The 13,518-nt window shown below is 66.7% G+C and carries 12 protein-coding genes and 1 pseudogene; 4 read left to right on the forward strand and 9 right to left on the reverse strand.

The window, feature by feature from the left end; translation table 11 throughout:
* Window positions 1–317: 317 nt before the first annotated feature.
* The 3 genes from E1287_RS17110 to E1287_RS17120 all read right to left on the reverse strand — a co-directional run bounded on the left by E1287_RS17110 (window position 318) and on the right by E1287_RS17120 (window position 1,996).
* A complete protein-coding gene (locus tag E1287_RS17110; protein ID WP_131965950.1) occupies window positions 318–578 on the reverse strand; it encodes a hypothetical protein in 261 nt (86 codons plus the stop codon).
* 69 nt (window positions 579–647) lie between these two features.
* Window positions 648–1,331, reverse strand: a complete 684-nt coding sequence (locus E1287_RS17115; RefSeq protein ID WP_131965951.1) for a hypothetical protein — start codon at window positions 1,329–1,331, stop codon at window positions 648–650.
* Between the two features lie 398 nt (window positions 1,332–1,729).
* A complete protein-coding gene (locus E1287_RS17120; RefSeq protein WP_131965952.1) occupies window positions 1,730–1,996 on the reverse strand; it encodes a hypothetical protein in 267 nt (88 codons plus the stop codon).
* A 310-nt stretch (window positions 1,997–2,306) separates the two neighbouring features.
* Here E1287_RS17120 and E1287_RS17125 point away from each other — a divergent pair, with 310 nt between their 5' ends.
* The 3 genes from E1287_RS17125 to E1287_RS17135 all read left to right on the forward strand — a co-directional run bounded on the left by E1287_RS17125 (window position 2,307) and on the right by E1287_RS17135 (window position 5,587).
* Entirely contained in the window at window positions 2,307–3,143 is an 837-nt protein-coding gene (locus E1287_RS17125) for a TIGR02391 family protein (protein WP_131965953.1), read from the forward strand.
* Between the two features lie 510 nt (window positions 3,144–3,653).
* Window positions 3,654–5,030 carry a HAMP domain-containing sensor histidine kinase gene (locus E1287_RS17130; RefSeq protein WP_207934262.1) on the forward strand — a complete coding sequence of 459 codons (1,377 nt, stop codon included), beginning with the start codon at window positions 3,654–3,656 and terminating at the stop codon, window positions 5,028–5,030.
* Window positions 5,027–5,587: a hypothetical protein gene (locus E1287_RS17135; protein WP_131965955.1), complete on the forward strand. Its 561-nt coding sequence runs from the start codon at window positions 5,027–5,029 to the stop codon at window positions 5,585–5,587. The genes E1287_RS17130 and E1287_RS17135 overlap by 4 nt, the downstream gene beginning before the upstream one ends.
* Before the next feature lie 32 nt (window positions 5,588–5,619).
* Here the strand turns inward: E1287_RS17135 and E1287_RS17140 are convergent.
* From E1287_RS17140 to E1287_RS17155, 5 genes and pseudogenes are all read right to left on the reverse strand, one after another.
* Window positions 5,620–7,150, reverse strand: a pseudogene (locus E1287_RS17140) (ISKra4 family transposase).
* Between the two features lie 204 nt (window positions 7,151–7,354).
* On the reverse strand, window positions 7,355–7,477 hold the full coding sequence (locus E1287_RS46345; protein WP_279505289.1) for a hypothetical protein: 123 nt from the start codon (window positions 7,475–7,477) through the stop codon (window positions 7,355–7,357).
* Window positions 7,478–7,551: 74 nt separating this feature from the next.
* Window positions 7,552–9,288 carry a group II intron reverse transcriptase/maturase gene (ltrA, locus tag E1287_RS17145; RefSeq protein WP_207934263.1) on the reverse strand — a complete coding sequence of 579 codons (1,737 nt, stop codon included), beginning with the start codon at window positions 9,286–9,288 and terminating at the stop codon, window positions 7,552–7,554.
* A 748-nt stretch (window positions 9,289–10,036) separates the two neighbouring features.
* Window positions 10,037–10,378 (reverse strand): hypothetical protein, encoded by a 342-nt coding sequence (locus E1287_RS17150; protein WP_131965957.1) that lies wholly within the window; start codon window positions 10,376–10,378, stop codon window positions 10,037–10,039.
* Window positions 10,379–10,420: 42 nt separating this feature from the next.
* A complete protein-coding gene (locus E1287_RS17155; RefSeq protein ID WP_131965958.1) occupies window positions 10,421–10,603 on the reverse strand; it encodes a hypothetical protein in 183 nt (60 codons plus the stop codon).
* A gap of 755 nt (window positions 10,604–11,358) precedes the next feature.
* Between E1287_RS17155 and E1287_RS17160 the strand changes: the two genes are divergently transcribed.
* On the forward strand, window positions 11,359–12,276 hold the full coding sequence (locus tag E1287_RS17160; protein WP_131965959.1) for a hypothetical protein: 918 nt from the start codon (window positions 11,359–11,361) through the stop codon (window positions 12,274–12,276).
* Window positions 12,277–12,785: 509 nt separating this feature from the next.
* Here the strand turns inward: E1287_RS17160 and E1287_RS17165 are convergent.
* Complete coding sequence (locus E1287_RS17165) at window positions 12,786–13,265, reverse strand: hypothetical protein (RefSeq protein ID WP_243719109.1); 480 nt, start codon at window positions 13,263–13,265, stop codon at window positions 12,786–12,788.
* Window positions 13,266–13,518: the final 253 nt, after the last annotated feature.

Below are 13,518 nucleotides of genomic sequence, written 5' to 3' on the forward strand. Positions count from 1 at the left end.
CTCCGGCCTCACGGCCTGGTCCTGGCCCTGTTCAACGGACTCGTCCACGGTCGCGGACGGCTCGGCGGTCTCGGTCATGTGGCGTCTCTTCCTTGATCGTTAGATCCGCCGTTATTTGTACAGTCCCAGAAGTCGTGGTATCCGCGGCGACGGCTGTGATGGGTCGCCCTTGAAGCACACGGCACCTTTCTTGCACGCTTCTCGGTTGCTGTTCAGGGCGAAATGTTGTCAGCGCCGTACGCCGAATTAATGTCAGTGGCGTGTCGGCATAGGGTACGGGTCTCCGCCCGCTGCTGGGCTGACGGCGGCGGAGCTCGCTACGTTTGGTCGTCGCGTTCGAAGAGGTGGTCGTAGACGTCGCGAAGCTTCTCACTGAACAGGTCACCCAAGTCGGTGCGGTGCAGGAACAGGTTGTCGATGTCGGCTCGGTCGAAGCGAACGACGGTCTTGGTTGCGACGGAGCGGCGGATGACGGTCAGTGCGCCGTCGTCATAGCCGGAGTGGGATACGAACAGTCCGATGGTCTGGGGGCGAGTGTCGAGTTTGGCGAGGAACTCGCGCATCTTGCCACCGGTCATCGGTGTGGCGAACCAGCGCGTCTCGCCGAGGATGTGGAGCCGTTGTACAGGGCAGTGAAGTCGTTGTCCTCACCGCTGATCCGAACCTTCTTCGGGTGCCACCCGTGGGAAGGAAAGCAGGTCCCGCCAGAGCCGCTCGAACTGTGTGCCGCGGTTCTGAGGCGTCAGTCCCGAGGTGCTCAGGTCCCGGTAGCGCTGGGCGAGCTGGTTTCGTTCCCAGGAGCGCTGGGCCGTCTCGCGCAGGCGGGGCAGATTTGCCGCGGCCCGGTCAGCGTCGCGTCGTGCGGCAGCAGCCCCGTGTTCGCGTGCCTGAGTTTGCCAGTAGTCGGTGTCGAAGGAGGAAAAGTCCGTGTGCGGCATGTTGACCGGCTCGGCGAGCTCGGGCAGGCGCAGATTAAGCCACTGTCGCACGTCGGCCAATCGCCGGTCGTAAGCGGCCGTGTGCGTCCACTCAGCGTCGAGTCGCCCGGATAGCTGCTCCACGCGGACCACGGACACCTGCGCGGCGTCTACGAAGAACAGGTAGAAGTCGGTGGCAGCGTGGGCAGCCACGACGCCGGTGTCCACGCCGAGCCGCCGGTCATACAGCGGCAGCATGTCTGCGGCGGCTTCCAGGGTGATCAGTTCCTGCAGGACGGCGGCGTAGTACCGGTCGATCGTCTCGGTGTAGACCTGCAGATAGTCCGAAGCATAGGTCGCGACCTTGAGCTCGTCCTCGGCGCGAGCTGCACCTTGAGCGTTGCCTGCCATCATGATCCCTAATACGCCTCGCCGTACATCCGCTGCATATCCCTCTGGTACTCCTCGTACTCGCCGAGGACGCCGGACACCCCGTACAGGAGCTGAGCGTGCCGGCGTTGTGGAGCGCAGTGGCCACCGCAGGGAAGTCGAACGCCTGCTGCTCGGGGCGAGCGGGCACGAGTTTGCTGTTCTTGCCCTTGCCGACCTTGACGGTGCCGTAGCGCAGGGCTTGGCCTTTCTCGTCCAGCAGGTGCAGGCTCTGCAGAACCTCCATGGTGTCCGCGGGGAGCTTGTCGTTGGTGCCGAGCTGCAGCTGGCCTAGGTAATTGTTCAGCTCCGTTACAAGAGCGCTGATCGAGTGGCTGGTCGACAGACGGCGGTCCACGGCCTCTGGCGCCAGGTCCGGGTCGTCAATGCCGTCGGCACGCATACGCGCGGCGGCTTCGCGGACCTGGTCCGAGCGCAAGTTCGATCCCGTGCCGCAACAAGTTGAGGGCCGAGAGGACCCGGTGGTCGGCGGGACGGTGCGCATTCCAATGATCGACCAGGACCTGCGCGGCATCCAGATAGCCAGCAGCCAGTGCCCCGTCGCCTTCGAGGTATCCAATGATCGCGGTGTCCCGCCAGTCGCCGTCTTCGGCAACCGGTCGCAGGAGCGGCTTTTCCACTGAGCTCATCCTGTCACTGTGGCGAAAGAACATGATCGACAGCTACGAATTTCCCAAGCGCTGGGCACCTGTCGAGGCTCGGTGAGTCGCCGGGCCGCGCCGACGCGGGCGCGGAACAACTGCGCCTGCGCAGGCTTTGGCGGCCAGGTTGGGCAGCGGAGCCTCGTGATGACCTATGGGGACCGGCCCGCGTGCAAGGTGCACCACGAGGCAGGGCAGCCGGTAGTGGAGGCGCGCATGTGCGATCGAGTTGTTCTGATGCGCGTGGAATGGGAAAACCGGGTGCGATAGCACGGTATGTGACCGTCATCATGTAGCCGTGCCTTCGAAGAGTTTGCATCCGCCGTGGTCGTCGGACGTTGTCCAGGCGGTCGCCGATGTCCTGGCCAGCACCGGCTGGCCGGGTCTGAGCAACGCGGAGATCACCCGGTTGTTGGGGATGGTCAGGGTCGCCGATGTGGAGGCGCCCAACAAGCGCACTCGCCTGTGGGCTGCGCTGCTCAACCAGCAGCACCGCGATCAGGCGAGCAACTGCATCATCCGGTTCATCACCGAGGCGATGGCACCGGGCCGGTTCATTCAGGACCAGCGTCGGTTCGACGCACTTCGCGACGGGCTGACGGAGGCGTTGTCGCTGGTCGGCCTTCGGGTCAACGAGCAGGGCAAGGTCGCCAGAGCGGCGGCGACGGCGACCACGCTGGACGAGGTGGCTCGAATGGCCGGCCGGCTGCGGACCGAGCTGGCGCGCCGCGGCGTTCACCCCGAGGTCCTGCGCTACTGCGAGGAGGAACTGCTGCGCAAGTCGCTGTTCCACGCGGTGTTCGAGGCGACCAAGGGCGTCAGCGAGCGACTGCGGCAGATGAGCGGGTTGTCCGGCGACGGCGCCGGGCTGGTCGACCAGTGCTTCGGCGCTGCGGCTGGGGCGCCGGTCGTGCGGATCAACGCCTATGGCACCGAGTCGGAGATCAGTGAGCATCGCGGGTTCGCGAACCTGCTCAGGGGCATCTTCGGGACCTTCCGGAACCCGCCGGCGCACACCCCGCGCGCGACGGCGGGGTGGGCGCTAACCGAACCGGACGCGCTCGATCTGTGCTCGATGCTGTCGCTGGTGCACCGCCGCCTCGACGCCGCGACCGTAGTGCGGGCTGGAGCATGACCCAGCTCGTTGGTCATTTGAGATGGGTGCGGTTCCTTTGTAAGGACCTGCTGAGCTGGGGATGCACCAATTCGGTCGGGTTCACGCTGGGCCCGCCGTCCTGCCGTTCCGCTGCAAGGTCGCTGATGACGCGCGAGAACGGAACAGGGCCTACCGCCGCGTTCGCCCCGGGCTCGCCTCCGGATCCGTGGGCAGGACCGAACGACTCGTACTCCGACCCACGAGTCCGCAGCCCGTGCAGGTGGCGAGGTCCTTGCAAAGGACCCACACCCCGTTCGTTTTCGTTCTATGTCTGGATTTCGAGACATAGCCGCTGCATGGTCACGGGCGGCTGCATACTGTTCCGGTGCTGAGCGTTCTCTATGGGCAGGGCGATCCTTTGGCGGGGGCGGCGGCAGCTCTGGTGCCGTTCGGTATCGGAGCGCGGCGCCACGGCAAGCTTGGGGCCGGATGCCGGTCGGTGACTCGATGACGAGCCTGCGGATGCGGACGGCAGCGGCGTTCACCGCCGTGGCGCTGCTGGCGTCGGTTCTGGCCTCCGGCGTTGGGTACGTGCTGGTGCGCGATGCGATGCTGGAACGCACCCAGGACGCCGTGGCGACCCAGGTCCGGCAGACCGTCGAACGGCTGGTGCCCGTCCAGATGCCGGCGAACGCGGACAGGACCCTGCAGGCGACCCTGCAGGCGGCGTTGCGCACTGCCGACCAGCGCCAGCGGGCCTGCGTGGTGACGTCGCCGCCGGGCCGGCCGGTGCCTTCGCCTGCCCCTGGCTGCCTGCATGTGCCGGTGCCCGCCGTGTTCGCGGCGCGGGCTGTGCGGGCCATGGTCGTTCAGCGAGTACGGCATCTGGGACGGCCGTACCTGCTGGTCGGGACGTCCGTGACCATATATCGCGGCTCGGCGGTCGGCGCGCAGCGCACCTCCCCACCGATTGTCCTGGTCAGCGTCAGCCTGGATCGGGAAGCCGCTGACCTGCGGTCGTTCATTCGGGCGATGGCCATGGCGGATGCCGCTGCGCTGCTGTTCGGACTAGGTCTGGCGTTGGCGGCCGCGCATGGGCTGCTGCGGCCGGTCCGGCGCCTTGGCGCGGGGGCACGGGCGCTCGCCGAGGGCGAACTGACGACGCGAGTACAGGTTCGGGGCCGGGACGAGCTGGCCGACTTGGCCCACACGTTCAATCGGGCGGCGGGCGCCCTGGAGACCACGGTGACCGAACTGCGCGCGTTGGAGGAGGCGGCGCGGGGGTTCGTGGCGGACGTCTCACATGAGCTGCGCACTCCGCTCACCGCGATGACCGCCCTCACCGACGTGCTGGAGGACGAACCGGATCCGACGGCGGCGCGGCTGGTGGTGGCCGGGACGCGGCGGCTCGGCGCGCTGGTGGAGCACCTGATCGAGATCAGCCGGTTTGACGCTGGTGCGGCCGCGCTCGTCTTGGACGATGTGGTCGTGGCCGAGGCTATTGCGGCCGTCCTTGACGCGCGCGGCTGGACCGGCCAAGTCGCGGTTGCGGCCCCCGGCGACCTGGTTGTCCGGGTGGACCCGCGCCGATTCGACGTCATCGTGGCCAATCTGGTCGGCAACGCGTTCCGGCACGGGCGGCCGCCGGTGCGCTTGGAGGTCCGCCGTGCCGAGCGCGATGGCGTGCCGGGGTTCGAACTCTCGGTCGCGGACGCGGGACCGGGCGTCCCCGACGACCTGCTGCCACTGATCTTCGACCGGTTCTTCAAGGCCGGGGCGGCCCGCTCGCAGAGCGCGGGCAGCGGGTTGGGCCTGGCGATCGCGCGAGAGAACGCATCACTTCACGGCGGGACGCTGGAAGCATCCGCCGGCCTCCAAGCGGGAGCGGTGTTCACCCTCTGGCTGCCCGTGGCGGGGACACGATGAGCGGCAGGCACGTCGTGACGGTGCTCGCCGCAACTGTGGTCCTGGTGGGCGGCTGCGGCGTCCAGCCGACCGGCGTCACCAGGGTCGGGGCTCTGCCCACCGGGCAGGGCCCGGTCGTCAACAACACCATCTACTTCATCAAGGACGGCCGGCTGGTACCAGTGGTCCGGCCCGGGTTGCCCGGGGCTCCGCTGATGCCGCTGTGGCAACTCGGGTACGGCGTCACCGACAACGAACGCCGAGCGGGCCTGGACAGCACCTTGCCCGGTGTCGGGCTCGTCGCCGGGCTACCCGACCCCTCACGGGACGGAATCCGTCCACCTGGGGCGCCACCAGCGGCCATCCACGAAACAGACGGCTCGGGGACCGTCACCGTCGCGTTGCAGACGACGATCCGGCCCGAGAAGTGGCCGCGCCTGTGGCAGGCGCAGATCGTGTGCACTGCACAGGCGATCCCCGGCGTCAAGAAGGTCGAGCTGAACATCTTCGACGGCCGTCCCGGCCGTACCGTCCGATGCGCCGACTATCGCGACCTGCTCAGCACCGCGACCAACTGACTTGGGTGGTTCCTTCTGAAGAACAGGGTTGATCACGCGGTCAGGTTGTACTCGTGTTGGTGGTCTGGGTGAATGCGGTGGTGTTCCTGGTCGAGGTGGTGGCTCCAGTAGGCGGGGAAGTGGCCGTTGGCGACCACGGTCCGCAGTTTCAGGACGGCTTCGGCTCCTTCCAAGTCCCTTCTGGCGCCACCGATATCCAGGCGGTCGGCCACGATGTGTCGGACCGCTCCCTCGATGACGCCGGTGGCGATCGGCCATCCCGCTTGCAGTGCCCGGTCATAGCGCAGGAACGCGACATGGTTGGTCAGATAGCGGATAGCCGTGTCGATCTCGGCCCGGTGGTGGTGGCCGAGCGTGGCGGCCTGAGCGTCCAGGGCTGCGGTGACCTGGTCGGTGTGTCCGGCCAGCAGTGCCAGGGCGTGGGTGGCGACCCAGTCCTCGGCGGCGTCGTCGCCCCGGGCGGTGCAGGTCCCAGGCCGCAGCCCAGAGCTTTTCGATCACATGAACGAAATCCAGAATGATGTGGATCGGTGCCTTCCGCCGGGCGGCCTCGGCACGGATCAGATCAAGCTGGTGCCTGGCGCCGTCGACCAGCACGACCCAGGCCCGGGCGTGGGTGGGATCGCGCGATTGGGCGTGGTCGAAGACGCGGGCGATTACCTCGTCCGGTTCGGCGATCACCGAACCGCACAACCACTTCCTCCTCGCCCGCGGCCCATGTCGCGGCCGTCTGGTCCCGTGCCGTCCGCCGGGAACGGCGATCACGTCATGCGGGCGGCGGGGTGCCGGGACCGCGTCGTAGACCACTGCGAGGGTGGCCATGCGTTTTCGGGCGGGCTTCTCCCCGGCGGCCAGGCGGGTGCGGAAGGTGCGTTTGGCGCGGGCGGCGGCCTTGGCGGTGGCCGGCCGCAACGCCTCGGGCCGCATCACGATCCCCTTGGCGTCGGTGGACAGGACCAGTAGTTCGTCGGCGGTGCGCGGCATCGGCATGAGCGAGGCGTTGAAGGTGTCGATATCGACCGCCGCCCGCCGCACCAGCTCCAGCAGCTGCCGTTTGCCCACCACCTTCCCGCAGCGGACGCCGATCGCCTCCAGCGCCTGGTCGAACGAACCACGCACCGCCTCCAGCGCGGCCAGACGGGCCAGCCCGTGCGAGTGCCGCCCGGCCGGCAGCGACAACGCCGCGTCGGCCGGATGCAGATACCCGGTCCCGGCAGCGCGCCAGGCGCAGCGGGTGACGGTCACCATGCCGAACACCGTGGCCAGCAGCCGATGATGCCCGGCCTCCAGCCGGCGCCGTCGCATCCCGTCGGGCCCGATGATCCCGGCGCCGGTGCCGCGAAGGTGCTCAGCGGCCTGGCGTTCACGCATCGCCCGCAGGTCCAGTTGCGCCTGCAGCAACAGCCGTTGCAGCTCCCGCCCCCGCTCCAGCAGCAGATCCTCGAGCCGATCGTGGCTGACCGACAGAGTCACCGAATCGGTGAGCTGTCGGATGAGACAGTTGAACGTTGTCTTCGCGGCCGCAAAGGCGTCAGCATCGGCGCCGGCGACGTAGTTTTCCATCGCGGGCTCTTCTTCCCGGCGCGGTCGGTTCACCAGGTGTGGTTGCCTTCGAACCTGCACCCGGGCAAGAGCCCGCCGCAATCACCCGGCCGGTGACCAAGCAATGCCGTCCTGCCCACCGCCCAACCCACCACTGGGACCAGCGGCCAGCCCGCGCGCCGCCGAGCCGGTCAACGTGAACAGCCCCGGCTCGTTCTCGGTCGCTCAGCCGCGCTCGACCAGCCGCTTCAGCTTGGACCGCAGCGCCTCCCGCTTGGCCGCCGAGTCCTCCAACCCCATCGCGGCCGCGACCTGCCCAGCCCGCACCGGCGCGGCCGCATCGGCCAAGATCTATCGGGTAAGGCCGACGGGTTGCCCCGTCGGCCTCCCCTCAGCACTGCCCGTGCGGCTTTCACCGCGGGTCAGCGCAAGCAAGCCGCCGAGGGCGGCGCAGGTTTGCAGGCCGTGCGGCTGCGCTGGCGAGTGAGGAGTTCGCGCTGGCAGGCCGCATGGACGAGGCGGGTCTGATCACCGTCCGGCGAGCTGGGCCGTCCGTGATGAACGAGATGGTCAGCGCTGATCGCCCTGCGGACGATGTGCAACCACCATCGTTCCCACTCGTGGGTGGACTGCGGCTGGTCGTCGGTCAGCAGGGGGCCCCGGCAGATCGAGCAGCGGCCGTCCTGCCTGGTGAGCAGACGCAGCGTGTAGCTGTCCAACGGGGGTGTGACGCGACGGCGCCGCTTGGCCCAGTACTCGGCCAGGGCAGGGTCGTCTGGGGACGCCGTGCCGTTGACCTTGGTGTGCCGGACGATGGGTGTCCAGGACATTTTCACCAGGTAGGCGCCGCTGGCGGCGTCACCGAACACCCATTGATCATTCCTGAACTTGTTGAATTTACCGAAGTAGCGGGCCACGACCCAATTCTTCGATTTGGTGGCGTGCCTGTAGGTCGCCCACTTGTAGCAGAGGACCCACAGGTAGTGGTCCAGGCTGGTGAAGATGCCGGACGACACCACGCCCCGGTAGTAAGCCGCCCAACCCCGGATAATGGGGTTGATCCTGGCGATAACCGCCGCCGCGTTGGCCCCGCGTAAAGCGCGGAGCTCGACGCGAAGCCGTTCCCGGATCCGCTGGATGGCCGCCTTCGATGGTTTGATCAGCAGCGTGCCACTGTATCGCCGGATGTTGAATCCCAGGAAATCGTACCCATCGTCGATGTGCACTATCCTGGTCTTCTCTTCGTTGAAGGTCAGCCCCTTCGGGGCTAGCCACTCGGCGATTTTGGCCTTGACCAGCTCGGCCTGCCGCTGGCTGTGGCAGAGCGCGACCAGATCGTCCGCGTAACGGATGACCATCGGCGACCCCGGTTGAACCCGTCCCGCTTGATTGTGGGATGCGGGGTAGTACCTGACTCCAGCGGCCGTTTCCAGCCCGTGCAATGCGACGTTCAGCAGAAGCGGGCTTATAACGCCCCCTTGTGGCGTACCTGCATCGGTTGGCGCGAACCCTTTTCCTGCCTCTATCACCCCTGCCTTCAGCCAGTGCCGGATCAGTTCCTTGGCGGGGAACGATCCGATGGCCTCAAGGAGCCTGGAGTGATCGATTTTGTCGAACGCCGCCGCCAGATCCGCGTCCAGGACCCAGACCCGCTTGGTCCTCGACTGTGCGCAGGCCGTAAAGAAAACTCCTATCGCATCATGGCAGCTTCGACCCGGCCGGAACCCGTAGGATCGGGGTTCGAATCGGGCCTCCCACTCAGGTTCCAGCGCGTTACAGACCCTGCCTTGATGGCATCGATCCGCGATCACTGGAATTCCGAGCGGCCTCAGCTTTGCACGGTTTCCCGCCTTGGGTATGTGAACCCTCTTCACTGGTCGGGGACGCCAGGTTGAAGTCTCACGATGCACCCGCATCGCCATTTCCATCCTGGCAGAGGGAGTCAGCGCGACCTCCTCATCGACCCCGGCTGTTTTGCGTCCAGCATTCAACTGCGTCGCCTGTCGCACGCTGACCAGCGTGTTGCTCCAGCTCCGCAGCATGAGTTTCTGCAGGTTCCTGAGCTTGGCCGGGCAACCATCCTGCGCCGCCTTGAAGATCCGCTGCCGTAGCCGCCGTACGTTCTCCTCGTGCAGACGCCAGTCAATAGCGTCCCACACGGGAGGGACGTCCTTAGGTCCGTTCACCATCGGTGTCTAACTTGCCCCTCGGTTCCGGCGTTTCGAGCTGCATGTCTTCAAAGGCCCACCTGCCCATGTCAGCACCCCTTTCGGGGCCCGGGCACCAGGCCCGGTGTCCGGCCAGTTATCCAGCAGCAACGGCATGGAGGTGCCGTCATGTCGCTCTGGTTTCCTGTCGACTTTCGTCCGCCACCACCAGTCTTGTGACCCGGCGGCAGCGATGCCGTTTCCGGCATAACCGGCATTCGCTTCTTGGGCATCTTGTTCCCACCAGGGGATTCCGCCTCCCTTACGGTCGACCTACCAGCCCGCCCCCAGGCGGTCCGGACCCTGTCGGGTTTTCCGTGTTCCGCATGTGTGAGATACGACCGGGGTGGGTGCCTCCTATACTCCGGGGCGGCGGTGTCCTCCCGATCAAGCGGTGGTTCAATGATCGGCACCTGCCGTTTCGCAGCGGCCAGCCCTGTCATCCGCCTCCTGCATTCCATCGACGGAAGCCGGGATTACGAAGCATGCGGAGATTCAGATATCTTCACCCGTCCGGTCTTCCCCTCGCCCGCCGTCACTGGATGGAACAGCAACGGCTTCGGCTTCTACCTCGGGCTTCGCACCCCGCGGTTACCCACGACGCACGCCGAGGCGGGGACAGCCCCCACGGACACTGGACCGAGTCACGTCTCCAACAATCGAACCTCCAAACAACGCGACCACTCACAACATGCGACTTTCACGTCGCACCCACCGCGTCCCGATACGCGGCCGGCAACGCCGAGGCCGTCATGCCCGGCCGCCACGGCGGCACCGTCAAAACCCCGATCGGCGACGCCGCCTCACCGGGATCAACCGATCCGGACTCAGCCACCAGATCCTCGACCGTTCCGGCCGCCTCACCCACCACCTCATGCACGGTCTCCCGGGTGATGACCAACCGTGACAGCCGGTCCTCCTCGACCTCCAGCAGCCCTGTCAACTCGGCGATCTGCTCGGAGATCTCCTCGATCCGCTGCCGGACCGCGACCTCCCGCCGCGCCAGCTCCTCAAACAGTGAGCCCATCGTGGTCGCCTCCACCCCGAACGGTAGAAGACGAACCCACCCACAGCGACCGAACGCTCAAAACCCCAGCTCACCCAGGTCCTTCAAGAAGAACCACACCCATTTGAGATAGCGCTGGTGCAGTCGGTCGAAGGACGCGTTGAGCATGCGGTCCGCGGCCTGGCGGTCGGTGAGTTCGGCGCCGCCGAACCGGTACACCTCATACCCCTTCAGGCGAAGGTCGCGGTCTTCGGCCATCATCGCGGCGTATCGGCGGGGTCAGCGCGGCCGTCGCCGGCGTAGTGCTGCTTGCCGTCGCACTCGATGACGACGCGGGCGCGGTGCGGCGGAAGGCATCAGGAGGTCCATGCGCTGGCGCGCGAGCGGGCCGGGCGTGCGCCGCTCGACCGTGGTGTAGGGGTGGTGGTGCAGGTAGACCTGCGGGATCAGCGCGGGAATGTCGGGGCCGAGCCGGACGTAGCGGTCGGCGTAGGCACGGAAGATACGGCGTTCGGCGCTGTTGTCGCCAAGGGAGCGGTCCAGCCTCTGTAGCCCTCTGCAGCGACATCGGCCCGCACCGCATCGGCGTGCACCCTGACGTGCTGTTCAGCCTGCGCTACGAAGACAACACCCGCCTGGCCCGCCAACTTGGCGAGGACCTGCCGCCGGTCCCCCACCGGGACCGTGGCCAAGCTCCGTCCAGATCACCCCGGACGACACCGTCGCCAGCGCCCCGGAGCACCGACAACAACCTGTCGCTAGCCACTGTCACTAAGTCGTCGTCCCCACTGACACAAACGTGTCGCGCAACAGTTGCGGGACAATTGTGCCGCTCGGAAGACCACGGCGCGAAGCCAACGAACCGGCACGGCTGGCCTCCCCGTCCGCGGCACGAGGACTCCTCCTGGTACACGTCGGCAGACACAGTCCCAACGCGCTGGGCCACCCTTGCTTGTCAGACTCGGCCGCTACTGTCCGCAGTCATCCATACTCCCACCGTAGGAGGCAGGCGGCAGATGACATCCACCTCAGCAGCCGACGAGCTGGCATCGCTGGCCGGACGGATCGCGAGACTGGCCACCGAGCGCGGCCTGACGCTGATCCCGGCTACGCCCACCACCAACGGCCCTACCGTCCACCTGGAACCCGATGACCTGTCTGTGGAAGCGTTCCTGGACCTGGCCGTGACCGCCGAACAACACCTCGTCTACCTGGCGTCTGACCGCTTCGACGCCGACGAGTTCGCCGAACTCGATGCGATGGCGGCGGATGCGGAGGCTGACGGCGACACCTGCGGCCAAGCGTTGGCGCTGCGCGCCAAGGCAGCCCAGTACGCGGGAAGACCGATCAGCCTGGTAGCCGCGTTCGTCCTTCAGGGCGTTGTTCACCGCTGGTGCGTCCAGGCCGGCTGGTTCGACGCCTTCGAAGAGGAACTGGCCGCGTTCAGTGCATCCGACGAGGATCCCGGACAGGGGCTGTCGGAGGCCGAGGAGAAGGCGATGGTTGACCGTCTGGCCGCAGAACTGATAACCCTCCCGAAGTTCCGCGCCGCAAGCAGCGAACAGGGTCGCCGTCGCGTGGCCCAGATCCGTTACGCCGCAGCCGAGCAAGACGGCACGCTCGACCGTGAATATTCGCGGGGCGTGCTGTGGCGAGCAACCGACCGCGCAATCGAGCAGGCGATGGTCGCGGAGCAGCGTCTCTACGCCGACGCCGAACAACGCCTCCCCGATTTGGTACAGCGCATCACCGCCGATCCCACCTTCCGGGCCGCCCGTACCGCCCAGGCCCGCAAGCACCGTGCCCGCGACTACCTCATCGCCCAGGCCGAGGGGTACGCACCCCCGGGACGCCTGCTCGATCTGCTCGTGGATGCGTTGGGCACCAGCCGGACCACTTCGCACAGCACGCCCATGCTTCCTTTGCCGGACTGACCGCGTGGACGAGTGCGATCATCACCGGATGACGCCCTGGACCGTGGGCGCCTGGCCCCTGCGAGAGCTCTCGGTCAACTCCCGCAGACCACGGCAAGGTGCCGAACAGCGCCAGCCGGTCGCTGCCCCTGATCCGAAAGCTCGACATCGGTCAGCTGATTAGCGGGGCGTGTTCCTCGTCGGCACCGAGCCCGCCACGGGTATTGGCATCGTAGCGACGCGGCCCAAATCACGGCATGCGAGGCTGAGCGTTCTAAGCTGCTGACGCCGTCCCGTCGAGACGCCGCCGAAAGTCTGCGAGCGGGAGAGGACGTGACCTACCCCCAGAACGGTCCCGTAGGATTGCAACGTCTCCCAACTCCGCGCGCAACTCCTGCTCCTGACGCTCAGCTTCGATAAATCGTTCGGGGAACGTGCGCAGGAGATGCGCCCAATGCCGTTGGCCAGCACGCACGTAAACTCCTCCGCAATTATTATGAACGAAACCGAGATCGTATAGCCGCGGCGGCTCAATTCCCAAAGTTCGGCAGTGTGCCATCATGTCGTCTTTGCTGACATAAGGTGGTTCGCACATCGGAAATCTTACTGTCCACGGCGCCCAGCCTCGCTCGCTCGATCGCCGGTGCCCGTCGTGCCTCGCTCCAGTCGATGCCAACATATAGGATGGTGTTCTCGATCCTTGCGTTCTCTTCAAGCCAGCGTCGACATGGCTGCTGCTTCAGAATTGCCGAACAAGGCGCGAGCCGAGAGTTCCCAAGGAACCGCTGATCCCAGAACACCTGAAACGGGGTGCGTCCGTCGGCGACAACCGTGAGCTCCACGCCGATCTGACTGCTTGCTTCCCTGGCGAACCTCCACAGGTCGGAATCTTCGACCTGGGTGTCAGCGATCAATAGCACGAGATTCTTCGTACCGTGCTGTGCGATGACTCGCTGCGCAGCGGACCAACTCCCGATGCCGCCAGAAAACTGGACCACATGCAAATGCAATTCATCCTCCTAGGCAGCTTTAAGACACCGCCCACACGCACACGCTGGTCGCTGGCGGCGGAGACTTGCGTGGCTACTGCACTGAGGCAGGGCCGAGATGTCCAGCGAGTCCGGCTTGTTTGACCAGGCGGCCCCAGCGCTCACGGCGATCGAACTCCTGCGCGATCGCTCTACCAGAGGGGAGCTCACCGTCCGGCGTCCGGTGGGCCAATGCCCATTGCCAGGCTTGTCGCTGCAGCACAGACGCCGGCCG

The organism is Actinomadura sp. KC06, assembly GCF_004348735.1.
Taxonomy (GTDB): domain Bacteria; phylum Actinomycetota; class Actinomycetes; order Streptosporangiales; family Streptosporangiaceae; genus Spirillospora.

What these genes read in the sequence shown, in the direction of transcription:
- E1287_RS17110 (WP_131965950.1), bottom strand. Translation starts at nt 578, where the DNA reads ATGACCGGTGGCAAGATGCGCGAGTTCCTCGCCAAACTCGACACTCGC.
- E1287_RS17160 (WP_131965959.1), top strand. Translation starts at nt 11,359, where the DNA reads ATGACATCCACCTCAGCAGCCGACGAGCTGGCATCGCTGGCCGGACGG.
- E1287_RS17155 (WP_131965958.1), bottom strand. Translation starts at nt 10,603, where the DNA reads ATGATGGCCGAAGACCGCGACCTTCGCCTGAAGGGGTATGAGGTGTAC.
- E1287_RS17135 (WP_131965955.1), top strand. Translation starts at nt 5,027, where the DNA reads ATGAGCGGCAGGCACGTCGTGACGGTGCTCGCCGCAACTGTGGTCCTG.
- E1287_RS17120 (WP_131965952.1), bottom strand. Translation starts at nt 1,996, where the DNA reads ATGAGCTCAGTGGAAAAGCCGCTCCTGCGACCGGTTGCCGAAGACGGC.
- E1287_RS17115 (WP_131965951.1), bottom strand. Translation starts at nt 1,331, where the DNA reads ATGATGGCAGGCAACGCTCAAGGTGCAGCTCGCGCCGAGGACGAGCTC.